The sequence below is a fragment of the Bythopirellula sp. genome, from assembly GCF_041737835.1.
Lineage (GTDB): Bacteria > Planctomycetota > Planctomycetia > Pirellulales > Lacipirellulaceae > Bythopirellula.
Genome location: NZ_JBGSQY010000057.1, coordinates 69302 through 94976, shown reverse-complemented (window position 1 = coordinate 94976; position 25675 = coordinate 69302). Strand labels below are relative to the sequence as shown.

At 56.0% G+C, this 25675-nt stretch carries 16 protein-coding genes; 10 read left to right on the top strand and 6 right to left on the bottom strand.

Annotation, left to right across the window (positions count from 1 at the left end):
• Positions 1-23 precede the first annotated feature (23 nt).
• The 6 genes from priA to AC6T8Q_RS17895 all read left to right on the top strand — a co-directional run bounded on the left by priA (position 24) and on the right by AC6T8Q_RS17895 (position 10953).
• Positions 24-2324, top strand: a complete 2301-nt coding sequence (gene priA, locus AC6T8Q_RS17920; protein WP_500680384.1) for a replication restart helicase PriA — start codon at positions 24-26, stop codon at positions 2322-2324.
• Between the two features lie 158 nt (positions 2325-2482).
• Positions 2483-4255 (top strand): sensor histidine kinase, encoded by a 1773-nt coding sequence (locus tag AC6T8Q_RS17915; protein ID WP_500680383.1) that lies wholly within the window; start codon positions 2483-2485, stop codon positions 4253-4255.
• A 25-nt stretch (positions 4256-4280) separates the two neighbouring features.
• The gene (rnhA, locus tag AC6T8Q_RS17910; protein ID WP_496921466.1) at positions 4281-4742 is read left to right on the top strand and encodes a ribonuclease HI; all 462 of its coding nucleotides are present in this window, start codon (positions 4281-4283) and stop codon (positions 4740-4742) included.
• 78 nt (positions 4743-4820) lie between these two features.
• The gene (gene recG / locus AC6T8Q_RS17905; RefSeq protein WP_500680382.1) at positions 4821-6920 is read left to right on the top strand and encodes an ATP-dependent DNA helicase RecG; all 2100 of its coding nucleotides are present in this window, start codon (positions 4821-4823) and stop codon (positions 6918-6920) included.
• 960 nt (positions 6921-7880) lie between these two features.
• Complete coding sequence (locus tag AC6T8Q_RS17900; protein ID WP_500680381.1) at positions 7881-8960, top strand: winged helix DNA-binding domain-containing protein; 1080 nt, start codon at positions 7881-7883, stop codon at positions 8958-8960.
• A gap of 301 nt (positions 8961-9261) precedes the next feature.
• Positions 9262-10953, top strand: a complete 1692-nt coding sequence (locus tag AC6T8Q_RS17895; protein WP_500680380.1) for a potassium channel family protein — start codon at positions 9262-9264, stop codon at positions 10951-10953.
• 261 nt (positions 10954-11214) lie between these two features.
• On the opposite strand, the gene AC6T8Q_RS17890 is transcribed toward AC6T8Q_RS17895, so the two are convergent.
• The 3 genes from AC6T8Q_RS17890 to AC6T8Q_RS17880 all read right to left on the bottom strand — a co-directional run bounded on the left by AC6T8Q_RS17890 (position 11215) and on the right by AC6T8Q_RS17880 (position 14960).
• A complete protein-coding gene (locus AC6T8Q_RS17890) occupies positions 11215-13494 on the bottom strand; it encodes a vWA domain-containing protein (protein ID WP_500680379.1) in 2280 nt (759 codons plus the stop codon).
• A 34-nt stretch (positions 13495-13528) separates the two neighbouring features.
• Positions 13529-14062, bottom strand: coding sequence for an RNA polymerase sigma factor (locus AC6T8Q_RS17885; RefSeq protein ID WP_500680378.1), 534 nt, complete (start codon positions 14060-14062; stop codon positions 13529-13531).
• A 307-nt stretch (positions 14063-14369) separates the two neighbouring features.
• Entirely contained in the window at positions 14370-14960 is a 591-nt protein-coding gene (locus AC6T8Q_RS17880; protein ID WP_500680377.1) for a sigma-70 family RNA polymerase sigma factor, read from the bottom strand.
• A 157-nt stretch (positions 14961-15117) separates the two neighbouring features.
• Here AC6T8Q_RS17880 and AC6T8Q_RS17875 point away from each other — a divergent pair, with 157 nt between their 5' ends.
• A complete protein-coding gene (locus AC6T8Q_RS17875; RefSeq protein ID WP_500680376.1) occupies positions 15118-17463 on the top strand; it encodes a serine/threonine-protein kinase in 2346 nt (781 codons plus the stop codon).
• Between the two features lie 12 nt (positions 17464-17475).
• On the opposite strand, the gene AC6T8Q_RS17870 is transcribed toward AC6T8Q_RS17875, so the two are convergent.
• Positions 17476-18498: a TIGR03032 family protein gene (locus AC6T8Q_RS17870; RefSeq protein WP_500680375.1), complete on the bottom strand. Its 1023-nt coding sequence runs from the start codon at positions 18496-18498 to the stop codon at positions 17476-17478.
• 149 nt (positions 18499-18647) lie between these two features.
• On the opposite strand from AC6T8Q_RS17870, the gene galE reads away from it, so the two are divergent.
• The gene (gene galE / locus AC6T8Q_RS17865) at positions 18648-19646 is read left to right on the top strand and encodes a UDP-glucose 4-epimerase GalE (RefSeq protein WP_500680374.1); all 999 of its coding nucleotides are present in this window, start codon (positions 18648-18650) and stop codon (positions 19644-19646) included.
• 16 nt (positions 19647-19662) lie between these two features.
• Complete coding sequence (locus tag AC6T8Q_RS17860; protein ID WP_500680373.1) at positions 19663-20013, top strand: hypothetical protein; 351 nt, start codon at positions 19663-19665, stop codon at positions 20011-20013.
• A gap of 139 nt (positions 20014-20152) precedes the next feature.
• Here AC6T8Q_RS17860 and AC6T8Q_RS17855 read toward each other — a convergent pair whose 3' ends face one another.
• The gene (locus AC6T8Q_RS17855) at positions 20153-20689 is read right to left on the bottom strand and encodes a cation transporter (protein ID WP_496921479.1); all 537 of its coding nucleotides are present in this window, start codon (positions 20687-20689) and stop codon (positions 20153-20155) included.
• A gap of 95 nt (positions 20690-20784) precedes the next feature.
• Positions 20785-22257 carry an MATE family efflux transporter gene (locus tag AC6T8Q_RS17850; protein ID WP_500680372.1) on the bottom strand — a complete coding sequence of 491 codons (1473 nt, stop codon included), beginning with the start codon at positions 22255-22257 and terminating at the stop codon, positions 20785-20787.
• Between the two features lie 431 nt (positions 22258-22688).
• Here AC6T8Q_RS17850 and AC6T8Q_RS17845 point away from each other — a divergent pair, with 431 nt between their 5' ends.
• Entirely contained in the window at positions 22689-25655 is a 2967-nt protein-coding gene (locus AC6T8Q_RS17845; RefSeq protein WP_500680371.1) for an FAD-binding and (Fe-S)-binding domain-containing protein, read from the top strand.
• The last annotated feature ends 20 nt before the right edge of the window (positions 25656-25675 follow it).

Sequence of the window (25675 nt, the reverse complement as noted above, 5' to 3'; positions counted from 1 at the left end):
GCGGGTCTAAATATTGAGATTTCATGCCAAGTAAGCAAACCAGTTTATTCGACGATGAGCCCGCTGAGTGGGAAGTTGATGCGCGGCAACAACGGTTGGTGGCAACCGTGGTGTTGGGGGAAGGGGCCGCGGGCGAGTACGATTATTTAGTTCCGGAATTTCTGTGCGATAAGGATTCGCCTGACCGTTATTTGCAGACCGGTCGCCGAGTGCGCGTGCCGTTTGGTCGGTCCAATCGCAAAGTGGTTGGCTACTGTGTCTCATTGGGCACGAAGACGGTTGATCCTGCGCGGCTGAAATCAGTCGCGGAGATTGTCGACACGGCCACACTGTTGTCGCCGGCGATGCTGCGACTTACGCGCTGGATGGCCGACTACTATCTATGCAGCTGGGGCGAGGTGCTGGAAGCGGTGGTGCCTGCCGGCGTGCGGCAGCTTGCCGGGACGCGGAAAGTCATTTTGCTCTCCGTGCCTGACGACGTGCGCGAGCAGTTGGGAAGTTTGAAGCTTAGTGCCAAGCAGGCTCAGGCTTTGGAATTTCTGGCGAAGGCCGAACGCCCTCTCACGATTCGGCAACTCGCGGAGAAGGCCAATTGCACGGTCGCGCCGATCAAACAGCTGCTTAAGAAAGGTTTGATCGAAGCCCGCGAAAAGCGAATCGATTCCGGCGAATCGGAACTGGAATTTGCCGAACGTGAAACACCGCTAACACTCAATGAAGATCAGCAACAGGCGCTCGATAGAATTCATGCGGCCTTAGAAATATCTGAAGCCCACGGCATGGTGCTGCATGGCGTCACCGGCAGCGGCAAGACGGAAGTTTATTTGCAAGCGATTGATCGTGTCGTGAGCTTTGGTCGGCAAGCGATTGTGCTTGTACCCGAGATAAGTCTGACGCCCCAAACGGTGCGACGTTTTCGCGCTAGATTCGACGGTGTGGCGGTTTTGCACAGCCATCAAACACACGTCGAGCGTCATCGCGAGTGGCAACGGATCTCGCGGGGTGAAGTGCAGGTGGTGATCGGTGCACGGAGCGCCGTGTTTGCACCGACGCCGCATTTGGGACTCATTGTGATCGACGAAGAGCATGAATCTTCGTTCAAGCAGGATAGCACGCCCCGGTATCATGCGCGGGATGTGGCCTGGCAACGGGCGCTCGCGGAGAAGATTCCATTGGTGCTGGGCAGCGCGACACCGTCACTGGAAGCTTGGCAGCGAACAGAACTGCGAGAATTCGAGCGGCTCGATTTGCCACGACGAGTTTCCAATCGGCCGTTGCCCAATGTGGTGATCGTCGATTTGCGTGATTCCGCTCAGACGCGGCATAGTCGAGGTGCGATCAGCCGGCCGTTGCATCAAGCGATGGTGGCGGCGCTACGTGATGAAGGGCAAGTGATTTTGTTGTTGAATCGGCGTGGGTTTGCCACGCACATTCAATGCCCGGCATGTGGATACGTGGCCAAGTGCCCGCACTGCGAATTGCCGCTCACGTTTCATCGCCAAGAACATGTGACGCGGTGCCATTATTGCGATTATCAAACCGAGCCACCAGCGAGTTGCCCGGATTGCCATTCCGTGGCGATTCGCTTTGGTGGTGTAGGAACGCAGAAACTCGAAGCGGAAGTGAATGCACGGTTTCCCGATTATGTGTGCGAACGGATGGATACCGACAGTATGAAAAGCCACGGCAGCCATCAGCGCGTGCTTGATGCTTTTCATAAAGGCAAAATTGATATCCTGCTAGGGACGCAGATGATCGCCAAAGGTTTGGATTTTCCCAACGTGACGCTGGTGGGGGTGATCAATGCCGACACTGCGTTGCATTTGCCGGACTTTCGCGCGGGGGAACGCACGTTTCAGCTCGTCGCGCAAGTGGCGGGACGGACCGGCCGGGGTGAGAAGGGGGGGCGTGTGCTGGTGCAAACCTTGAGCCCCGATCACTTGGCAATCCGCGCGGCGGTACGGCACGACTACGAGATGTTCGCAGTGGAAGAACTCGCGGTTCGCAATCAACTGCATTACCCGCCGTATGGTTCGATGATTCGGCTCGTGGTTCGTGGCCCGGCAGAAGAAACCACGCGTGCTGTGGCGGAGCAGATTGGCATTGGACTACGTGCCGTGGCGAGCGATCAGCCAAGAGTGCGCGTGATGGGCCCCGCTGTGGCGGCAATCGCCAAGTTGCGCGATCAGTACCGATTTCAAATCCAATTGCAAGCAGAATCGATGCCACCACTGCACGACGTGGTGCAGCAGGCCACATCGCGAATCAAGCTGCCAGACAAGGTCTTTTTGGCGGTGGACGTCGATCCGTGGGATATGTTGTAGCGAAGAGGTGAGGGGTCGGAGGTCAGAGGCCAGGGTGTTGCACTTGGACTGGCTGGAGCTGCTCCCTTAGAATGTAGACGTACCACCGGGGTCGGGACGACCCAACTCTCTGACTTCTGAATTCCGCCCCCCGACCTCTGACCCCTGACCTCTCCTGAATGAGTTATCGCGGCCTGACCACAGCGATTGGCGAAACGAGCCTCGAGCGTAAATGCCGCTGGCTGTTTGGGGCGTGTTTGTTGCCGCTGATTGCGGGGAGCTTCTGGTGGAGCGTGCGACAGACGAATCAGTTGGTCGAAGTTCAAGGTCGCGCAACCGGCTCTGCCTTGGCTAATGCCGCGATCGTCGAAGCGCATTTCAATAAGCAGGAAGAAGATGAGGTTATGCAAAGTGCGGATCGCAAGATTGCAGACCTTTTGCGTAGTCGAGCATATAAGTGGCAAGTCCTCTATCCCGATAATCCTCAACGAATTGGTAAGCCCGAAGATCAGATTGAGTGGGAGCTTATGGATCGTTGGAAAAATCTTGGCAAAGGAATTGAAACCGATAAGGAAATTGATGGCCTAGAACCTCAGTGGTATCAGCGGGTTGTGCCCAAAAGCGAGATCACTCCCAATCCCACAGCAGCGGATAGCGTGGAGGACAGCTCGTCCAAGTGGGTGCAGCAATATTATGAGCCGATCTATGCGAAGGCAGATTGTATCTTTTGCCATCGAACTCCGGCGATGCGAGTTCCTCTGCCGGATTTGGAAATTGGCGACCTGATGGCGATTGTGCGCGTGGAGACCGACGCCGAGGAAATTAAGCAGACTCAGGCGGGAGTCGCTGCCTGGTTGAGCGTTGCGGCTGTAGTGACTGTGTTCCTTTCCATGGTCGCATTATTTGTCATTGTGCGGTACATCATTGTGAAGCCGCTACGTCATTTGCGCGACGTGAGCAACGCGATTCGCAGCGGCGATGTCGAGCAGCGGGCCGTCATACACACGGGGGACGAGTTCGAGGAACTCGGAGCCGCGTTTAACCGAATGTTACGGCAGCTCTTGCGACAGCAGGACGAGCTCAAAGAAGTGAACACCGAGTTGGATCATAAAGTCGACGAAATGGCCCAGGCAAACATGCGGCTGTTCGAGATGAACCAGATTAAGAGCGACTTCCTGGCCACGGTGAGCCACGAATTACGCACGCCGCTCAATAGTATTATTGGCTTTAGCGACTTACTGGCGACGCTCGAAAAACTGGAAGATAAAGAACGCCGCTATGCGAGCAACATCCAGCGTTCCGGCCGGCAATTGTTGGAAATGATCAACGACATTTTAGACCTCGCAAAAATCGAAAGCGGCAAAATGGACATCCGGCTGAGTGATTTCAGCATCAGTTCGGTTGTGTCGGGGCAATGTGACATGGCCCGGCCGTTGAGCGAGAAGAAGAATATCGATCTGGACTGCGAAATCGAACCGGCTTTGCCCTTGATGCGGCAAGATCGCAGCAAGGTCGAGCAAATCATCAACAACCTGCTTTCCAATGCGATTAAATTCACACCCGATGGCGGCCGGATTACGGTGAAGGTGCTCCGCGATCGTCGCGGTGAGTTGCAACTGAGCGTCACTGACACGGGCGTGGGTATCAGCGAAGAAGATCGAGGGGTGATCTTCGAGAAATTCCGTCAGGGGTCCAATGTGCTTTCCAGTGGCACGGCGATGACCCGCGAGTATTCGGGTACCGGTTTGGGGTTGTCGATCGTGCGTGAGTTGTGTCGACTGTTGGGGGGCGAGATTACCGTCGAAAGCGAGTTGGGCAAGGGCAGCGAGTTTACCGTGGCTTTGCCGTGGGAGTTGTCCGAAGTGCCGCGCAGCGTTTCGGAATTGGCCGAGGATTTGAAGCAACTCTCGAAACCGCGGCTCGACGGTCTGGCCGCACCCATTGGCAAGTAAACTCACGCTCGGCTTCGCAGATCGCATGGCAAATCATCCCCTGGTCCATTTGTTTACCGACGGTGCGTGCAGCGGCAATCCGGGACCTGGGGGCTGGGCTTTCATCCTGCGTCATCCTGCCACCGGCAAGGAACTCGAGCGTTCCGGCGGCGAACGCGAAAGCACGAACAATCGCATGGAGTTGACGGCGGTCGTCGAAGGGCTGTCGGCGCTTAAGAAGCCCACTTCCGTAGAGATTTTCACCGACAGCGTGTATGTCGGCAAAGGGATGATCGAATGGCTCCCCAAGTGGAAGGCCAACGGCTGGCGGCGGAAGGAAGGGACCAAGTTTGTCCCCGTCAAAAACGAAGACCTCTGGCGTCAACTCGATGAGCAGCTCGCCCGGCATGAGATCAAGTACACCCGTGTGGCTGGGCATAGCGGCCATGAAGAAAACGACCGCGTCGATCAATTGGCCGTCGCGGCGTATCAGAAGTATTTGAGGTAGTCTCGGCGCTCATGTTTTATACACGGCAGCGGGACGCAACCGGCTAACGGGATGGCGTCGGGCGGTTACAATGCGGGCATGGATTCTGATGCCAAAACCGACGACGCCAAGCAGAAGTTGATGACGCTCGTGGATCGCTTGCGCGGCGTGAATTCCGACCGGGCGGAGTCGCTGCGGCGCATGGGTTTGCGGACAGTGAGCGATCTGCTCTTCAACTTCCCCCGGGATTACCAAGACCTTTCCGACGAACGGACGATCGCCGATCTCGAAGAAGACCAACTGCTGAGCGTCCGCTGTAAAGTTGAAGAAATCGCCGTGGCGAGCCAAGGCTTTGGCAAAACCCGCACGGCCATTTTGGTCAGTGACGGCACCGGCCATCTGCGAGCCACTTGGTTCAACCAGCCTTTCATGCGGAGCAAGTTTCAGGAAGGCCAGCAGGTTCTGCTCACGGCGAAGCCGAAACTCCGCGGCATGATGTGGGAGATGTCGCACCCGCAAGTGACTTGGCTCGGCGAAGAGGAAAGCCCGCTCGCGGGGCGGAAACTGCTTCCCGTGTATTCGCTGACCGAAGGATTGTCGCAATACTACATGCGGCGGATTATCGGCACCGCGGTTGAGGAATTTGCAGGCGTTCCCGAGGAAGTCTTTCCGCCGCAGCTTTTGAAGCAATACAACCTCATCACGCTCCCCGACGCGATTCGTGGGATTCATCAACCCGCCGATGAAGCGGAACTCACTCGCGCGCAACGGCGGTTTGTGTTTCAGGAGTTGTTCGTATTGCAACTGGCCCTTTCGGTGCGGCGGGCGCAACAGCGTTCGTTGCCCGCGCCTCCACTTCCGGCGACGACCAAAATCGACGCCCGCATTCGCCGGTTGCTGCCTTTCGATCTCACAGCGAGCCAGGAACGGGCCATCGCCGAAGTGTCGGCCGATATGGCCCTCGATCGCCCGATGAATCGCTTGTTGCAAGGCGACGTCGGCAGCGGCAAGACGCTCGTCGCGTTGTATGCGATGTTGGTCGCGATCGCGCACGGGCGACAGGCCGTGCTGATGGCCCCCACGGAAATCCTGGCCCGGCAACATGCCGACACGCTCGCCGGTTTGCTCGAAGCGAGCCGCGTGAGGTTCGCGGTTCTTGCGGGGGGAACAACGAAGTCCGAGCGGGATCGCCTGCTGGCCGACATCGCCGCGGGGACGATCGACGTCGTCATCGGCACGCACGCCGTGATTCAGGAAGACGTGCGGTTCAGGAATCTCGGCCTCGTGGTGATCGATGAGCAACACAAGTTCGGCGTGCGACAACGAGCGGCGTTGCGGCAGGGGGATCAATCGCCGCATTATCTGGTGATGACGGCGACGCCGATCCCGCGAACCGTCACGATGACGCTCTTCGGCGACCTGGAAGTCTCGACGCTTGGCGAACTCCCCAGCGGGCGGCAGCCGATCAACACCTATCTCGTCGAATCCGAGAAGCAACCGAATTGGTGGCAGTTCGTCCGCGACCGCCTGAGTGAAGGCCGGCAGGCGTATGTCGTGGCCCCGCTTGTGGATGAATCGACCACGATCTTGGCACCCAGCGTTGCGGCGGCGTTCGAGCAACTCACCAACGGCGAGCTCGAAGCGTATCGCATGGCCCTCTTGCATGGCCGGATGTCGCCCGCGGAGAAGCAGGAAGTCATGGACCGCTTCCGCAGCGGCGAGACGCAAGTGCTGGTGAGCACGTCGGTGATCGAAGTCGGGGTCGACGTGCCGAATGCCTCGGTGATGACCGTCGCGGGAGCGGAACGCTTTGGGCTCGCGCAGCTTCACCAACTCCGCGGTCGCGTGGGACGCGGCATGCATCCGGGCTTCTGCGGCGTGCTGGTGAGCGAAGAGCTCAGCGAGCAAGGCCGCGAACGGCTGACCGCGTTTGCCAACTCGACGGATGGTTTCGCACTGGCGGAGCTTGATTTTCAAATGCGTGGTCCCGGCGATTTGTTTGGCACGCAGCAACATGGTCTGCCACCGTTTCGGGTGGCCGACTTGCAGCGTGATCGCGAACTGTTGGAAGAAGCCCGCCGCGAGGCGCAGCTGCTGGTGGGCGAGGACCCCGATCTCAAACACCCTCAGAACGCACGGCTGCGCAAACAAATGCTCGCCCGGTACGGGCAGGCGCTGGAGATCAGCGATGTGGGGTAGGAATTTAGGATTTATGATTTCGGATCTATGATTTGACCAATTAGAAATCATACATCCTCCATCAAAAATTATCTTTTTCTCATTTCAAGACTTCCAAGTTGTCCAACTCTTCCAACTTGTCGGGGTGTATTCGCGATTTCAAAAGTGAAGAAAATTTGAAACCACGAAAGACACGAACTACACGAAATTTTTTTGTTTGTTGTAAGTCATTCTGAGAGAGCCTAGGCGACCGAAGAATCTAGTTTGCCTAGCTTTTAGGGTTTGAAGTCTGGTATTCCTATTCGTGCTATTCGTTTGATTCGTGGTTAATCAATTCCGAATGTAGACTGTTGCTAAGGCTCCAGTTCGTAAAAGTATGAGTACCAAATCCATGGGTAAGTAAACAAAACGATTGCACCGCAGAACATCAGAAATCCTCCAACCGTTGAGTGCCAAGGTGTTGGCCAAAAATGCTTGGCTCGCGCCGGGCGGCCATATGCCTCCGCTAGGACAAGCAGCAGAATGCCCAAGCAAATGCTCAGTGGATACAGTTTCAAGGCAATGTCGAACATGCGGTACGCCTCATTATTGGTCGTGATCTGTTAATCACGGTCCTGAAGTTTGTGTTGTAACCATTCTTTTAACAAATAGATCAGGGCTACCGCGGCTGCGACGAGAAGTCCCTCTGTCATATTACGCTCACCAATGTTGAACAGTCTATTCGTGCTATTCGTTTGATACGTGGTAAATAATTCTCTCCAGGCGCTAACGCTTCTGGCTCGCCGTTCTTTCGTGTGTTTTGTGTCTTTCGTGGTTAAGAATTTTCGATGCATTTTACACGAGATAGGTGACCATTTTGAGAGGTCATTTTTGGCCGGGTGGGGAGTTTCACGCGGAGTCGTGGAGGGCGCGGGGGGAAATTCTTTGTAGTATTAAATGTTTGTCCCACGAACTTTGCTAATTTCTTGCACAGAATTCCTCGTGACCAAAGACCAGATTCGCAAACTCTCGGTGACTCGCTCTTTGATCGGGTTTTCGTCGATCACGAAAGCGATCGCGCATTTTGGATTTGTTCAAGCGGATCCGATTCGCGCGCCGGCGCGGGCGCAGGATTTGTTTTTGCGGCTGCGCGTGAGGAACTACTTCGCGGGGGACTTGGAGAAGCAGTATCCCCGTTTGAAGATCGAAGAAGACCGTTTTGTGAACTATGGATTTATGTCCCGCGACTTGCAGCGACATTTCTATCCTCGGGAACACAAAGACAAGCTGTTGATCGAACGTCAGGCACCGGGGCTGAGTGAACGCGTTTTGGAGTTTGTGAGAAGCCGGGGCGTGATCCATCCTAAAGAGGCGCAAGTCGAATTTGGAAAACAAACCGTTGGCAATTATTGGGGCGGTGGTTCGCAAGCCACGACCCGCGCCCTCGAGGGCTTGCACTATCGAGGCCAGTTAAGAGTTGCCAAACGCGAGAACGGAATCAAGCTTTATGAGGCCGCCACTCACTTGGAAAGTGTGTCGGCCAAGAGCGCGAACCGGGCCGAAGCGATTTCCACCTTGCTGCACCAGATGCTGCATATCTATTCACCGATCCCCGAAAGTTCATTGGGCTATTTGATTTCGCTTTCTCGTTATGGCGCGCCGCATCTGGCGAGCGAGATTCGCAGCGTCTTCAAAGCACAAAAAGGACATATGCAGTCGACCGTCGTGGATGGGCTGCGCTATTATTGGTTGGACGAGAGATCGCGAGAGATCAAGGGAGAACGTCAGGTTCGTTTTCTCTCGCCTTTTGATCCCGTGGTTTGGGACCGCAGGCGATTCGAACATCTGCATGGTTGGAGCTATAAGTTTGAAGCCTATGTTTCACCGGAGAAACGCGCGATGGGCCACTACGCACTCCCGCTGTTGTGGGGCGACCGTGTAATCGGTTGGGGAAATATGAAGGTCGAGAATGGAAAGTTGGAATCGGAGATTGGGTACGTTCTCAAGAAGCCTGCATCGCGCGAGTTTAGGGTGGCCTTGGCGGAGGAGTTGGGTCGGCTGGAGATGTTTCTACGGATTTAGCTATGACGGGGCACGGCATCGGGACGATGCCGGCTAACGCCTTGAAGTCACACATTCTTCTATTCGTGTCTTTCGTGGTTCACAATCAGATCTTGATCTGACAATTCAGATTTCTAAAAGCTAATAGCTAACGGCTAATAGCTGTTCACGAATTTTACACGCGTGGGATGGCCATTTTGAGAGGTAATTTTTGGCCGAGTGCGTAGGAACGTAAGATGCTAGATTTAAGGAGTTGGATTCTGTTAAACATGGATATTTTCGAGTCATTCTCTCATCATCTGATCGGTATGCTGCTTAAGTCATGAAAATTCTTCCCACGATCGTCATCAGCCAATTTCAGCACTCCTCGGGGAGACGCAATCTCAAGGCTTTGGGAAAATTCCTCCTGTATCTTTCGGCATTGGTCACTTTGTTCAGCATTGTGTTTCATTACATCATGGCTTGGGAAGGCCACGAATACACTTGGGTCACGGGGTTCTATTGGACGCTCACGGTGATGTCGACCTTGGGATTTGGCGACATTACGTTCAATTCGGATCTCGGCAGGCTGTTTTCGATCGTTGTGCTCTTGAGTGGCACGATCTTCATGCTGATATTGCTGCCGTTTACGTTTATCCAATTCTTCTATGCGCCCTGGATTGAATCGCAGAATGCTGCGCTTGCGCCGCGAAGTCTGCCCAGCTCGACGACGGGGCACGTGATCCTGACCAACTACGGCCCCGTGGAAGGCGCCCTGGTGCGTCGTCTCACGCAGTACGGCTATCCTTACGCGATTCTTGTAGACGAAGTGGCAGAGGCGCTGCGGCTGCGCGATCTCGATCTGGAAGTGATGGTCGGATATTTGGATGATCCCCAAACCTATGTCAACGCTCGCGCTGCCGACGCAGCGTTGGTTGCCGCGACTCACAGCGACGTGGTGAACACAAACGTGGTGTTCACCGTGCGCGAGGTGGCCCCCGAAACGCCGATCATTGCCACCTGCACCGATGAAGGTTCGGTGGACAATCTCCAACTCGCCGGCTGCAATGCCGTGCTGCAACTCTCGGACTTGTTGGGCCAAGCCATGGCGCGCCGGGCCATTGGTCGTGATGCCAAGACCCACGTCATCGGCCGGTTCAACCAACTGCTCATTGCCGAGGCGAGCGCGGCGGGAACTCCGCTGGTGGGCCGTTCGCTTCGCGACATTCAGCTTCCCAGCCATGCGAACGTCAATGTGGTCGGCGTGTGGCAACGAGGACAGTTTTTCACTTCGGGTCCCGATACGATCATCACAGAGACCACAATCTTGTTGCTGGCGGGGACACGCGCCCAACTCGATGAATACGACTCGCTGTTTTGTATTTATCATTCCTCGGATGCGCCGGTCGTCATCCTGGGAGGTGGCCGCGTCGGTCGGGCGATGGCTAAGGCGCTCACCGATCAGGGTGTCGAATATGTGATCGTCGAGAAGAATCCCGAGCGGGCACTCAATCAACCTCACTTCCTCGTGGGAGATGCGTCGGATGCCGAAATGCTCACCAAAGCGGGGTTGATGAAGACGGCGGTCGTGGCCGTCACTACGCACGACGACGACATGAACGTCTATCTGACGCTCTATTGCCGTCGGTTGCGTCCCGATATTCAGATCATTAGCCGTTCGACCAAGGAACGAAATATCAGCACACTGCATCGCGCGGGGGCCGACTTTGTGCTTTCCTACGCATCGATGGGGGCCAACGCGATTTTCAACATGCTCAAACGGACGAATATTTTGCTGCTGGCCGAAGGGCTCGACGTGTTTACGGTGGATGTCCCCGCTGCTCTGGCTGGCCGCACGTTGGGCGAAACGGCGATTCGCAAGACCACGGAGTGTAATGTGGTGGCGATCGATGGCCCCGCGGGCCTGACGATCAATCCCGATCCTGCCACCGTGCTCGCTCCCGGCTCAAAGCTGATGATCATCGGCGATAGCCAGTCGCAGGAAAAATTCCTTGACCGCTATGTGAGACACTAACAGCTTCAGATGGAAGGATTTTTGAACCATGAAAGCCACGAACTACACGATTATTCTTGTTTATTGTGTTGTTCTCGGTCATTCTGAGAGAGCCTAGGTCGCCGGAGGCGGAAAGAAGCTAGTTTGCCAAGCTCGTATGGTTTAAAGTCTGAAAATTCTATTCGTTATTGGTTGCTGGAACTGCGCAGAGCTTGTTCCGGCCTACGGTTTGCCCAGGCGCGGCATCGGGACGATGCCGGCTAACGTACGAATCACATTCATTTATTCGTGTTGACTCGTGGTTAACTCTTTCGCGATGCGTACCAATTCCAAAAACTCACCTCGATAGTTGTGGGGATCGTTGCCGAGTGAGGCTTGGGCGATTTCTTGGATCGCGTCGAACGAGGTTTCTCCTTGATACTGCGAATGACGCAACAACATGCCGAAGCTGGCCACCGCGGCGGCGAATTGGAAATCGTCGGTGGCTTCGGCGAACGATTCGCCCGAATCGGTGATGGGGAATTCGAGCTTCGTGCTTTGGCTGGCCTCGGGCAGTTTGTAGCGAAGTTTTAATGTGAGGAGCTCGTCACTCGCCGCTTGCGGCTTAGCGCTCTTGGTGCTCTTGGTGGTTTCGTCCGCTAAGCCGGCGAGCGGCTGTTGGTATTTCAGGGGGTCGGCGGCGGGCGGTGTGACTTTCTGGCCCGCCGGGATGATTTCGTACAACGCGGTGACGGTGTGGCCGGCGCCGATTTCGCCGGCGTCTTTTTTGTCGTCGTTGAAATCTTCGGTCTTGAGCATCCGATTTTCGTAACCGATCAACCGGTAGCCGGCGACCTGCGCGGGATTGAACTCGACTTGAATCTTCACGTCTTTGGCAATCGTCACGAGCGTGCCGGCCATTTCTTCGACGAGCACCTTGCGAGCTTCGGTCAGGTTGTCGACATAGTGATAGTTGCCGTTGCCTTTGCCGCTGATCCCTTCCATCATCGCGTCGTTGAGATTGCCGCGGCCAAAGCCGAGGACGGTGAGAAAGACGCCGGTCTTGGCTTTTTCGATGGCGAGTTGCTCAAGCTGGGCCGTGTCGGTGACGCCGACGTTGAAATCGCCGTCGGTGCAGAGGATGACGCGGTTGGTCCCACCTTCGATGAAATTGTCGAGGGCCACTTGGTAGGCGAGATTGATGCCCGCCCCTCCGGCGGTCGAGCCACCAGCGCGAAGCTGGTCGAGCGCGGCGAGGATCGTTTCTTGTTCATCGCCGCGGGTGCTGGGGAGGGCCATCCCCTCGCTCGAAGCGTAAACGACAATCGCCACGCGGTCGTTCTCGCCCAACTCGCGAGTGAGCATCTTCATCCCTTCGACCAACAGCGGCAGCTTGTTGGGATCATTCATCGAGCCGGAAACGTCGACGAGGAACACGAGATTCGATTGGGGCCGCTCGTCGCGAGCGATTTCCTTGCCCTTGATCGCAATGCGGGTCAAGCGATGGTCTTTGTTCCAGGGGCAGGCGGCGACTTCCATGTGAGCGGCGAAGGGCTTGCCGTCGATAGATTCTGTGTCGGTTGGGCCGGCGTAGTCGTAATCGAAGTAATTGACGAGCTCCTCGATCCGCACGGCATCGGCGGGGGGAAGCCGGCCCGATTCGAGGAACTGGCGGACGTTAGCGTAGCTGGCGGTATCGACGTCGATGGAGAACGTGCTCACAGCGTCGGGGCCGTCGGCCTTGATGAAGGGGTTTTCGTGAATGGGGGTGTACTGGTCGCGGGAAGAACGGGCATCAAGGGGTAGAACTAAATCTGCTCTTGGATGGACACGTACTATGGTATCGCCAGCTTGAATACCCGGTCTGGCGTCGATACGCATGCGTTGGCCGCGCCCTCGAAGTTCTTCGCCGCGATTCTGTCTTGCAAGTTCCATATCAACGTCAGCATAAAAGTGCATTGGTTGCGTTTTCCCGCTAATATCGATGCCTGCCTTCTTTTCGCGACGGGCAGGCCAGTCGAAGTTGCGTTCGTCAACAATGATGTTTGTGCCTTCCTCGCCAGCAATGCCGGATCGATCTCCCTCTTCCTCTTGATGGATGCCGAGGCGTTCTTCTTCCTCTTCTTGGATGATGATGTGTGGCGTGACGGCCATCATGAGTTCATCATTTGAATGGCGAGTCTCGGCATCGTTGATCAGGCCGCGGAGGCCGATGCCGGAATCGATTGTGTCTTTCCAGTTTTGTTCTTTCGCGGTTTTGCTGAGGGCGGGTGGCTTAGTGGCTACAAGTTCCTCTGAGCGTGGCTGAACGTCATTTCGAGCGCTTTCACGTAGTGCCCTTTTCTCGGGAAGCAAAATCCCCCCAATGACAAGGAGAATTGACGCGGCCAAAACGTATTTGATCCACGGGCGTTCATTACTGACCAATGGGTTTCGTTCTCTCCAGTGAACGGGCACTTGTTCGGCACTCGCGGCCGCGAGGATTTTTTCGCTGAGATCCGGGGGCGTTTCGCCGCCCAACAGTTCGGCGAGGCCGCGGTCGAGGAGGGCGTCACAGTGGTCGGTGGGGGGATGGTTGTTCATATTTGAGGCCTTCACGGCATCGGGACGATGCCGGCTAACTTGTTTTTTTCTCGATGCAGTGGCGCAAAACTTCGCGGGTGCGGCGGAGCATGGTTTTTATGCCGTCGGGTTTCATGTCGAGCTTGGCCGCGAGTTCTTCGCGGCTGAGGTGGTCGCGATAAAACCCGTCGATGGCTTGCCGCGCTCGTCCTTCGAGTTGCTGCAAACAATCGGCAAGCGCCGCGAGGAATCCGGCCGAGTCGTCGGCCAGGAGACTTGCGCTCCAAACTTCTTCGGCGGCGGCGAGCTCCACGGTGCTGATCTCGCGACCTTCGCGGCGGCGGGCCATCAACAGTTGGTTCCGAGCAATCGTGCGGAGGTACGCGTTGGTTTGCTGGGGACCTTGCTCCGCGAATTCCGAACGGGCCAGGGCGAGGAAGGTTTCCTGCGTGAGGTCGTCGGCATCGCTGGCCGAGGCCCCCAGGTAGCGCAAGTACCGCCAGACGTCGGCTTGATGCTGGCGAACCAGCTCGGCCAAATCCATGGCGTTGGGCTTCATCGTCGATGGCTCGCGAAGGAGTGCGGACATGCCAACCTAAGTGCCGCGGGCAGGGGAAAAGGGTTCAGTAAAATAAATAGAACACAGAAGAACGCGGATTGGGCGGATTTTTTGGGAATTTTTACAGGAGGTAGCAGAGGGAGCGGAGAAGGATTTGTTGAAGAATTTAACCGCTGATTGACGCTCATATTCGCTAATAGAAAGTATGAAAAAATCAATCCGCAAGTGGTGTTCAGCGTTTATTAGCGGTTTGTTTTGTTACTCTGCTTTCTTTGTTATCTCCTTTAAAAAAATCCGCGATCATCTGTTTGATCCGTGGGTATCTGTGTTCCATTCTTTATTCCGCTAGCATTTCGTGCAGGCGGGCGAGCGCGCGGGAGATCATGACTCGGGTTGCGCCGTCGGTCTTGCCGATTTTTTTGGAGATTTCTTTCGACGAGAGCCCCACGAGATAGCGGAGCCGGAGGGCTTCGCGCTGATCTTCGGGGAGCGTATCGAGCGCGGCGAGCATGCGGAGTTGGCGTTGATCGCGGGAGAAGGCGTCGCTGGGGGTGGTCATGCTGGCGGCGAGCAAGTTGGCCAATCCCGCCGCGGCGCTGCCGTCGGGGATCACGGCCTCGCGGCTGGCGTCACGCTTTTGGCTGGCAAAGAAGCGGCGGTGGGCGTCGATGATTTTCCGCTCGCAGATTTGGAACAGCCAATTCAGCGGGTCCCAGCTCGTGAGGTCGGTTTGGGGGAGCGTGCGGACGGCTTCGATGCTGGCTTCTTGGAGGACATCCTCGGGCTCGAGCTTGCGCTGCAATTGCGTGCCGATGCGGCTGCGAATGAACGCCAGCAGCGCACCCTCGTTGGTTTTCAAAAACTCAACAAGCGCGGCTTCGTCGCCCGTTCGCAGGCCAGCCAGGATTTTTGTATCATGGTCGTGCATGGGAATTCCAGAGATTTACCACAAAGACACAAAGCACACTCAGGGAACTCAAGTCATGAAAACTCGGCAAACTCTGATCCGTTTTATTATGCGAATCTAGTTATCCTCGACTTTATCTTTGTGTCCTTAGTGACTTTGTGGTAATTAGTTCTTCTATATGTCCAGCGATCATTCTAGCCAACTGAGCGACGCTTCCCAGGGAGAATCCTCCGCGGGCGAGGCGGCTCAACTTGAAGAGCGGCGGTGGGATCGCATCGCCACGGCGATTGACGCGCTTTCGGGGGCTTGGGAATCGCATTTCGCGGGTTCGCGGACCGAGCCGCGGCTTGGTGATTTTTTGCCTAAGGGGGATGCGGAGTTCGCCAAATTCGCGCTGCCCGAGCTCGTGAAAGTCGATTTGGAATATCGTTGGCAGTATGGCCGTTCGCCGCGCAGGGTTGAGGAGTACGTGGCCGACCATCCGTCGCTGGGTCCACTCTCGATGCTGCCGGTGGATTTGATTCACGAAGAGTTGCAGGTGCGAATGCAGGCGGGGGACCGCGTGACGGAGGAGGAGATTCGCCGGCGGTTTCCAAAACAGGCGACCGCGCTGTGTGAGATCGTCGGCGGGATGGCGGTCAGTGGTTCACCGACTTGCACGTATTACGGTGCGTCGACGAAACGCAGCGGCGCGGCAGCTGAAGGAAGCAGTGGCAAGGCGAGCGTGCCATCGAAGTTTGAAGAGATCGAGCTGAATTTTGAAGCGGGCCAAACGATCGATGATTTTCAACTCTTAAACGAGTTGGGGCACGGGGCGTTTGCGCAGGTGTTTCTCGCGCGGCAGATTTCGATGGAGCGGTTGGTCGCGCTCAAGATTTCGCGCCATACGGGAAGTGAACCGCAGACGCTCGCGCAGCTTGATCATTCGCACGTGGTGCGGGTGTTTGATCAACGGGTGAGCGTTGAGCCGCCGGCGCGACTGTTGTATATGGAAGTCGTGCCGGGGGGGACGCTGTTCGACGTGGTGAAACGCGTGCGGAGTACGCCGCAGAAGCAACGGACGGGGCAGTTGCTCTTGGACGTAGTCGACGAACATTTGGGGGCGAGCGGTGCCGCGCGGCCGGATGGTTCGACGCATCGTCATTGGCTCGCGGAAACGAAATGGCCGCTGGTGATTTGCCGATTAGGAGCCCAATTGGCCGAAGGTTTGGCTTACGCGCATTCGCGGGGCGTCTTGCATCGGGATATCAAACCGGCAAACGTGTTGCTCTCGACCGAGGGCTTGCCGAAGCTGGCGGATTTCAATGTGAGCTACAACGGTGGCCGGGCGGATGAAGATCCGGCGGATACGTTTGGGGGTTCGCTGGCTTATATGTCGCCGGAGCAATTGCAGGCGTGTCATCCCGTGCTGGGGGGCTCGCCGCAACTGGTGCGCGATCAGAGCGATGTGTATTCGTTGGGCATCGTGCTGTGGGAACTGTTGTGCGGTTTGCGGCCGTTTGATGATGGGCCAAGCGAAGGGGGCTCGCTCGCGCAGATTCAGCGAATGATCGACCGCCGACATTATGTTGATTTCAATGAATTGTGCCGAGCGCTGCCCAGTGATTGCCCGGAATCGTTGCGGCAGGTGCTGGTGAAATGTTTGGCGTCGCGACGGAGCGAGCGTTTTCAAACGGCGGCGGAGGTGGCACAGGCGCTGCGGTTGTGCTTGAATCCTCAGACCTGGAGGTTATTGCAAGAGCCGCGAAGCTTGGTGACGCGGTTTATGCTCGCTTGGCCGATTGTGACGGTGGTCGTTGCTGGGTTGTTGACAAATATTTTTGCTGGAATATTCAATCTAGAATACAACCGACACCGAATTGAGGAAGATTTTGCCACTCTCCGGCCGTGGTTCGAAGAAGTGCAATTGTGGATCAATTGCATCGTCTATCCGCTTGGTGCCATTGTGGGAATCTGGGCTGTCAAGCGAGTTGCCAAACAACTCGATCGTGAGAAGCCAACACTCTCCGTGCAGGGTGGCCAACATGTGTTGTTTTTTGGCTGGTTTATTTCGCGGCTGACGCTCGTGTTGTGGAGTTTATCCGGATTGCTTTTTCCCGTGCTGATGAATCTCCGCGAACCCATCGAGGGAATGGTAACTTTCTATTCACATTTCTTTTTGTCGTTGGCGCTGTGTGGCATCGCGGCGGCGGTGTCGCCATACTTCCTACTGACGGCGCTCGCTGTGCGCATTTACTTTCCCGCTCTAGTACGCAATGGGATTGTCGCAGGGCCGCGCTGGCACGACCTCAAAAAGCTGCGCAAGCTCAATCTGCTGCATCTGGCGCTCTCGGCTGCAGTGCCGATGCTGGGCATGTTGCTGGTCACACTGTCGGACACGGCCGCCGATCATCGTTGGGCGTTGAAAGTTGTGAGCGGCGTAGGACTGGTGGGCTTTGCTGTCATGTTCGGGCTCTTTCGTTATGTCGACGAGAATCTCGATGCGCTGGAGAAGATTGCGGTGGAGACGCCGCGAGGGTTTTGAGCGCGGGGAGGTTTATGACTCACTCGGCAGAGGGATCGGCAGCGGGACGCTGCCGGCTAACTTGGGGGTTTTGATGTTGCGTAGGAATGTGACTTCGAATACCTCACTGCCGCCGGAGGTGAATTCTAGTAGGCCTTCTTGTTTGCCGGTGGTGAGGTTTACGAGGGCGACGCCGGCGATCAGATTTTCGTGGCGCTCACGGACGGGTGGGGCGTCGAGGATGTGCTTGGGGCGAATCTTGGATAGGCCCACGAGTGCGTGTTGGCCGACGAAATCGAGGCCGCGGGTGAAGCCGGGGAGCGAACAGAATTCTGCGCACTGACCGGTCATTGGGTCGAACTTCGAGAGCGAGCCGTGGCCCGAATTGCAGAGCCACCACTGGCCACGATAACGGCGGGGTGAGTGGGGCATGCATAAACCACGGGCGACGATTTCGCGCTTGGGGATATCGATCAGCACGCCCGAGGTGAAGCGATCTTCTTTGCGCCAATCATTGCGCTCATCAGTTTCGCAAAAGGCCGTGGCAAGCGTCGGTTTGCCACTTGCGAGTCCCAAACCATTCAAATGACAGCGATCTTGGGCGACGATCGTTGTGATGAAGGGCGGCAGCCAGCAGTGGACAAAACGTTTCGTTTCCGAAACGCGAGCTAACGCATTGAACCGTGTGTTGACGAAATACAGGCCGCGACGGCCGTAGGCGATATCGTGGGCGTTCACTTTGCCGGTGTGATAAGCACGTTGCGGCGCGAAGGTGATGCCGTCGTCGGCGAGGCGGTAGGTGAGAATCTGCTCGCGAACGGCGATGGCCAATCGCTTGCCGTTGAGGGCCATGCCCATGGGGCGGGCGAACTTGTGCGAGTGGAATTTGATCTGTCCGTTTTCGCAACCGACGAACACGAGCTTGCCGGAGGTATAGGTCGTGATCGCGAGGCTGCCACCGCTAGCGCGGAGCCAGTTGGCCAGCTTGCCGTGAAAGCGGCAGCGGAGCGGCGGTTTACGAATTTTTTCAGTCGATTCATTAATCTGGTCACTCATGGTGTTGTTTATACAGCGCAAGACGTGATTAGCCACAGAGGGCCCAGAGCCCACAGAGAGTTTATGAGATTGTTTGTCGACTCTGTGATCTCGGTGTTCTCTGTGGTAAAAATAGTTCTTAGAAAATTCTCACGGAGTATCAGATCAGAATGAAAGTTTTGCTATCAGGCGGGGCAGGGTATGTCGGTTCGCACGCGGCGAAGTTGCTGCTGGCGCGGGGGCACGACATTTGGATTTATGACAATCTCTCGGAAGGGCATCGAGCGGCGGTGCCGGCGGAGCGGCTTGTCGAGGGGGATCTGCACGATCAGGATAAACTGACGGCCACGCTCAAAGAGAAAAAGATTGAAGCGGTGATGCACTTTGCCGCGTCGTGTTATGTCGGTGTGTCGGTCACCAATCCGGCGGAATACTACCACAACAATGTCGTGGGTACCTTGTCGCTGCTGGAAGCAATGCGGCATGCCGACGTGAAGCGAATCGTGTTCTCCAGCACGTGTGCGACCTACGGCGTGCCCAACGTCGTGCCGATCACGGAGTCGGAAAAACAAGCCCCCATCAATCCTTATGGATTCACCAAGCTGGTGATCGAACGAGCGCTTGCGGACTACGCGCATGCGTATGGTTGGGGTTACGCGGCGCTGCGGTATTTCAACGCATCAGGTGCAGCGGCGGATGGCACGATCGGTGAAGATCATGATCCCGAAACGCATTTGATTCCGCTTGTGCTCGAAGTCGCCCTGGGTAAGCGAGAGAGCATTCGCGTTTACGGCGACGATTATCCTACGCCCGACGGGACCTGCATTCGCGATTACATTCACGTCGATGATCTGGCGACGGCGCACTTGGCGGCGCTGGAGAAACTTCAGGCGGGGAGCGAATTGAAGCTCAACCTAGGGACGGGCAACGGAGCGAGCGTGCTGGAGGTGATCGAAGCTGGCCGGCGCGTGACGGGGCATGCCATTCCCGCGGAGATGGCCCCACGCCGCGAAGGGGATCCGCCCGCGTTGGTGGCCGACGCGAGTTTGGCGAACGAGGTGTTAGGCTGGCAGCCCAAGTATCGTGAAATCGAAGGAATCGTAAAAAGTGCCTGGGGTTGGCACAAGGCACATCCGAATGGGTATGAGGATCGAGACATAACAGCGTAAGATTGGAGAGTGTTGAATGCTAGAACAAACTCCTCCTTTTCGTTCTACGAGCTTTTACCTAACTCTGGTTTTGACACTCGTCTTGCCCATCGGCTTATGGTTTGTCGGAGCTTCGGTTAAAGCAGTATTCAATGACTTTGATCTAGAAGTTTCGCAGCTTACAATTTTGTTTTTGAATCCGGGGCTGCCTATATTGTTACTCGCATTACCATTCGGCGTGGTCGTCAAAGAGTATTTGTTTTACGACAAAAAAACTCGACAGAATTGCGATTCGATCGTCATTGTGTTAGCAATCATAATGATTGCTTTTGCCTGCCTTGCGCTGGCAGTGCCATATTATGAACTAATTAAGGGGCTCGAAGGTTGAGTTATGCGACAACAGCTTAGGCAGATCGCAATGCGATTCGGGAACCCGGAGGGCGTGGCCCTCCGGCTATTGGTGGTTGTTTTGATGTTGTGTCGTTTGTAGCGATTGTTGCAGGGGACTTACGTCCCCCGCTCGCCGCCTATTTTTTGGTTTTTAGCGTGGGGTAGAAGCCGGCGGCTTGGATGGCTTTGACGACTTCGTCGGGAGAGAAGTCGCCTTCGACGACGAACGACGTTTGCTTGTTCTTGATGGTGTTCGACTTCACACCGGTGATGGGTTCGATGGCGGCTTTGATGGCGTCGGTGCAGCCCATGCAGCAATTGTGGATGTGGGCGACTTCGAGTTTTTGCACGTTGCCTTCTTTGAAGGTGATCGGTTTGAATTCGACTTCATTATTGTCGACCGTGCCGTAAAAGCCCGCGGCGGCGATCGCGTCGAGCGCTTCTTGCAGTACCTTAGGATTGCTGGCGGTGATGAGTGCCGTGTGGTCTTCTTTGCTGGCCGTGCATTTGACGCCGGGGATTTTGGCGACGGATTTTTCGACGGCGGCCGTGCAGCCTTTGCAACAGAGGTGCATGTCGGAGATTGTTACCGTGAGCGCGGTCGGTTGCGCTTGCAGTGCTGAACCACAAACGACAATCAGAATGGCAAGAAATGTGCGCGTGAAAGTATGCATGGAAACCTCGTAGCGAGAGGAGGAGTGAGCGGACGAGACTTCCGGAGCATACACAATTCGCGGCGAAAGCGAAAAGTGAATTTTAGCCCTGGAAATCACGTTTCGCTGCAAGCAACTGGTTCGCCGACGACCGATTCTTCGTCGCAGGTGGCACCTTGGGAATGATGCACCTGCTCGATGACGCGCATGTGCCGCCACTTGCCGGTCATGAACCGCCAGAAGTAGGCGGCGGCCATTATGACGAGCCAGACCACGATCAGCACCCAGCAGCCGTAGACATCGAAGTGGAAAACTTCGACCGCCAGATAGCTCATCACAGCCAAGACGGTAGCCATGGTAAGGCTCAGGTACATGATGAATCTGGTGTCGCCCGAACCCTTGAGCGCCGACACAAAAATGATTTGCGTCGCATCAAACAGATTGTAGGCGGCAACAAAGTACAGCAGCGTCAATGCCATGTGCTGCAGCTGGGCGAGATAGTCGGGATCGAGTTTGTCGTCGACGAAGGCCTGCAGAAACAGATTGGGCCAGACGACATACAGCAGCGTGATAGAGGCCATGTAGGCAATGCCGATTTGATAGGTCGTCCACGTTGCGCGGGACGCGAGATCGTCGCGATTTTCGCCCAAGCGCTGTCCGACGAGAATACTGGCGGCAATGCCAAGCCCCCACACAGGCATGAACGAAACGGTATTGATGCTGAAGGCCATCGAAGTGGCTTGCGCTTCCATATCTCCGAGTCGGCCAACGAGCAGGACAAAGACCGTAAAGCCGGTGACGTCGAGCAACATCTGCAGACCGCCTGGCCCGCCGTAGTATACAAGGCGGCGCAGTAAGGGGATGTCGAGCTTCCAAACATCGGTGCGAAAGGTTTGGCGATGGGTCGGTTGACGCAGGAGCCACCAATAAATGATCGGCTTGGTCCAGAAGCCGATGACCGTGGCCCAACCGGCGCCGGCGATACCCATTTTAGGGAAACCCCAATTGCCGAAGATGAGGGCATAGTCGAAAGCGAGATTGACGACCACGGAAAACACATCGATGATCATGACGACCCAGGTCATGCCGCGCCCGCTGTAGAAACAGGATTGCGACTGGGCGATCACCATGGGTGGACCGGCAAAGCACAGAATCTGGAAATACAGAATTTCTTGCTCGGTGACAGCGGGACTATGGCCGGCGTGAGTAAATAAGAATGTCGCCAGAGGATAGGCAGCAATCGCGAGTGGAATCGAAAGCAGGGCTAACCAGTTGCCTTGCGCGACGACGGGCCCGATGCGTTCAGGTTGCTCGTCGCCGTGGTATTGCGAAACAAATGTCGCGACGTAGCTACAGATGCCTATGAAGACGCAGAAGACGTCGAACCAGACAATCGCCGCAGAGAAGGAGGCCGCCAATGCTGTGGGGGAATACCAAGCGAGAAAAATGCGGTCGACGTAGGTCATCACGGTCCACGACAACGTGGAGATGACCAGCGGAAACGCGACCTGCAGGACTTCACGTCCGCCGCTGGGTCGGTGCCACCAGGATGATTCGTTGCTGGTCAGTTGACTGCTTGCCGAGTCCATTCGTCACCTGATAAGTAGGCATGCGCATTAGCGGGATTGGGGATCGCAAATTGTAGACGATCAGCATGGGGAAAGACACCGAATAAGCCACTTCGGCTTGCGGTTTTCAGAAGACTTAACAAACTGGGAAAAGGTTCGCGCCACACTGCCAGGTAAGGGTCAGAAAAGTCGCGGATTTGAACCGCCAACGACGCCAAGTGCGCCGAGGAAGATTTTTTTAACCACGAATTATCACGAATAACACGAATAGAACTTCTCGTGAAATTTGTAGGATTCGTAGTTTGCAGATTATTTTGGCGATCTTGGCGTCCTTGGCGGTTCAATGCGATTTTACAATCTTTGCGATGTGCGTTGAGTGTTGAGCGATCAAGCTTTAGGATGCGTAACAACTTCTAAGTTTCTCGGCCTAGATATCGTTTTGGGTATTCTCCATGAGTGTCGCCGTCGCTTCGAGTCGTCCCCAGATCACTCCGCTGCCTGAGAAGGTGCGGGACTATTTAGCGGAACTGGGGAAACGCACGGGCGGTGATATCCGGACCGATAGCATCAATCGCGTGTTGTACAGCACGGATTCGAGCATCTATCAGGTGATGCCCTATGCGGTGGTGCTTCCCAAGAACGTGGAAGAGTTGCACGCAGGGGTGGAACTGGCTGCGAAGTATGGCGTGCCGATCTTGCCGCGCACGGGGGGGAGCAGCCTAGCAGGGCAGACGGTCGGCGAAGCGGTCATTTTTGATTTGAATCGGCATCTTCATCAGGTGCTCGAAGTGAATGTCGATGAGCATTGGGTTCGCGTGCAACCGGGGGTGGTGCTGGATCAGCTGAACATTCATTTGCGGCCGCTGGATTGGCAATTCGGACCTGATCCGGCGAGCAGCAATCGCGCGGGGATGGGGGGAATCGTTGCGAACAATTCCACGGGGAGCCACTCGATTGTCTACGGCATGACAGCGGATCACGTGCTGGGAACGGATGTGTTCTTGGCAGACGGCAGCCGCGCAAGTTTTTCGGTGGTCGAGAAAGATGCATTGGCGGCGAAGTGTAAGTTGACTGGTTTTGAAGGGCAAGTCTATCGCGAGTTGGTGGGGCTCGTCACCAACGATGTGAATAAGAAAGTTATACGCGAGCATACCCCGCGGCATTGGCGGCGATGCGGTGGATACAATTTGGATCGCTTGGATCCGGCAGGGACAACGTATGCGTTTCCGCCCGATGCACGCTTCAATCTCGCGAAGTTGATGTGCGGGAGTGAAGGAACGCTCGGCGTAATGCATGAGTTGAAACTCAACATGGTGCGTAAGCCGAAGTTGTCGACCTTGGCGATCGTGCATTTCGAGAAGCTGTACAAGGCGCTGAGCTCCGTCGCGACGATTTTGGAAGTTGGCCCCACGGCGGTGGAGTTGCTCGATCATTTGGGGATCACGCTGTGTCGTGATGTGCCTGGTTATGCGTATCGGTTGCGGAATTTTATTGAGGGCTTTCCGAATTGCGTGTTGATCACGGAATTTACGGGGGATAGTGATTCCGAGTTGACGGCAAAGTTCAAAAGATTGCGCGACCACTTAAACGCGCAAGGCGTGCCGTTCACGGCGATCACCGAGGCGAAGACGCCGCTGCAACAGGAAGACGTGTGGGTCGTGCGGAAGGCGGGCTTGGGTCTGTTGATGAGCATCAAGGGGGATCACAAGCCGATTCCGTTCATTGAAGATGCGGCCGTGCCGGTGGAACATTTGGCGGATTACATCACCAAGGTCGAAGAGTTCTGCAACGACATCGGCACGCAGGTCGCTTACTACGCGCATGCGAGCGCGGGTTGTTTGCACATCAAGCCGTTGATGAACACCAAAATGGCGGAGGACATCGCCAAGCTGCCGCGGATTGCGGAGTTTTCGGTAGAACTGCTCAATGGTTACGATGGTGTGCTATCGAGCGAACACGGCGCGGGCCGAACACGAACGTGGCTCAACGAGCGATTCTTTGGGCCGGAGCTTTATGGCCTGTATCAGCAAGTGAAGCGTATCTTCGATCCGCAGAACATTATGAATCCCGGGAACATCGTCGATGGCCCCGCGATGACGGACCATTTGCGGTATGACGATCAATACGAAGTCGAGCCGATCAAGGAGCATATCGACTTCTCGGCGAATCAAGGATTGGCCAGCGCCGTTGAAATGTGCAATGGCGCGGGGATTTGTCGGAAGCTGACCGTGGGGACGATGTGCCCCAGCTTTATGGTGACACAGGAAGAAGAGCACAGCACGCGCGGACGAGCGAATTTGCTGCGGGCGGCGATGTCGGGGATTTTGCCGCCGGGATCATTCACGAGTGAACGATTATACGATGCGCTCGATTTGTGCATCGAGTGCAAGGCTTGCAAGAGCGAGTGCCCCTCGTCGGTCGATATGGCCAAGATCAAGTTTGAATTCTTGGTTCATTACTACGAACAGAATGGCAAGCCACTGCGGGCGCGGTTGATGGTGGACATCGCGCGGGCGAGCCGGTGGTGTTCCGGAGCACTTGCGCCGTTGGTGAATGCGATACTTTCGAATCGGTTGGTGAAAGTTGTTTTGGAGAAGACGGTCGGAATCAGCGTACAGCGGCAGTTACCGCAATTTGCGCGGGAGCCATTCACGACTTGGTTTGCGAAGCGGCCGAAGCCAACACTAACCGGTAAGCAGGTCGTTCTGTTTAACGACACATTCAATACGTATAACTATCCCGAGGTGAGCATCGCGGCGACGGAAGTGCTGGAAGCGGCGGGGTATGACGTCGTGTTGCCGGGGCATTATTGCTGTGGACGACCGGCGATATCGAAAGGCTTTGTCGATCAGGCACGGGCCTCGGCGCGGGATTGCGTGGATAAGCTTTCACCGTTTGCGGAGGAGGGGATTCCAATCGTAGGATTGGAACCGAGTTGCTTGCTCACGTTGCGCGATGAATTATTCACATTGCTTCCTGATGAAACACGCGTTGCGAAGATCGCCGAGCATTCGTTCTTGTTTGAGGAATTTATTGCGAAGCTGGCCGACGAAGGGACGTTGAATCTCAAAATTCAGCAAGCGTTGGGCAAAGTTTTGCTGCATGGGCATTGCCATCAAAAGGCACTCGTGGGGACGGGGCCTTCCAAGCGAACGTTAGCGGCGGTGGGGGGCGAGGTGCAGGAAGTCGACTCGGGCTGTTGCGGCATGGCGGGGTCGTTTGGCTACGAAGCGGAGCATTACGATGTGTCGCTGGCGATGGGAGAACGAAGATTGTTGCCGGCGGTACGAGCGGTCGGTGAAGAGACGACCATCGTGGCGGCGGGGGTGAGTTGCCGGCAGCAGATTAAACATGGCACGGGGCGACGGGCGTTGCATCCGGCGGAAGCTTTACATAAGGCGTTGTTTCCGGAGCGCTAAGCCGCGAGCGGCGGGGAGAA

Bases quoted from the DNA above. Each gene is read 5' to 3' on its own strand.
- priA (WP_500680384.1), top strand. From the start codon at position 24: ATGCCAAGTAAGCAAACCAGTTTATTCGACGATGAGCCCGCTGAGTGG.
- AC6T8Q_RS17915 (WP_500680383.1), top strand. From the start codon at position 2,483: ATGAGTTATCGCGGCCTGACCACAGCGATTGGCGAAACGAGCCTCGAG.
- rnhA (WP_496921466.1), top strand. From the start codon at position 4,281: ATGGCAAATCATCCCCTGGTCCATTTGTTTACCGACGGTGCGTGCAGC.
- recG (WP_500680382.1), top strand. From the start codon at position 4,821: ATGGATTCTGATGCCAAAACCGACGACGCCAAGCAGAAGTTGATGACG.
- AC6T8Q_RS17895 (WP_500680380.1), top strand. From the start codon at position 9,262: ATGAAAATTCTTCCCACGATCGTCATCAGCCAATTTCAGCACTCCTCG.
- AC6T8Q_RS17890 (WP_500680379.1), bottom strand. From the start codon at position 13,494: ATGAACAACCATCCCCCCACCGACCACTGTGACGCCCTCCTCGACCGC.
- AC6T8Q_RS17885 (WP_500680378.1), bottom strand. From the start codon at position 14,062: ATGTCCGCACTCCTTCGCGAGCCATCGACGATGAAGCCCAACGCCATG.
- AC6T8Q_RS17880 (WP_500680377.1), bottom strand. From the start codon at position 14,960: ATGCACGACCATGATACAAAAATCCTGGCTGGCCTGCGAACGGGCGAC.
- AC6T8Q_RS17875 (WP_500680376.1), top strand. From the start codon at position 15,118: ATGTCCAGCGATCATTCTAGCCAACTGAGCGACGCTTCCCAGGGAGAA.
- AC6T8Q_RS17870 (WP_500680375.1), bottom strand. From the start codon at position 18,498: ATGAGTGACCAGATTAATGAATCGACTGAAAAAATTCGTAAACCGCCG.
- galE (WP_500680374.1), top strand. From the start codon at position 18,648: ATGAAAGTTTTGCTATCAGGCGGGGCAGGGTATGTCGGTTCGCACGCG.
- AC6T8Q_RS17860 (WP_500680373.1), top strand. From the start codon at position 19,663: ATGCTAGAACAAACTCCTCCTTTTCGTTCTACGAGCTTTTACCTAACT.
- AC6T8Q_RS17855 (WP_496921479.1), bottom strand. From the start codon at position 20,689: ATGCATACTTTCACGCGCACATTTCTTGCCATTCTGATTGTCGTTTGT.
- AC6T8Q_RS17850 (WP_500680372.1), bottom strand. From the start codon at position 22,257: ATGGACTCGGCAAGCAGTCAACTGACCAGCAACGAATCATCCTGGTGG.
- AC6T8Q_RS17845 (WP_500680371.1), top strand. From the start codon at position 22,689: ATGAGTGTCGCCGTCGCTTCGAGTCGTCCCCAGATCACTCCGCTGCCT.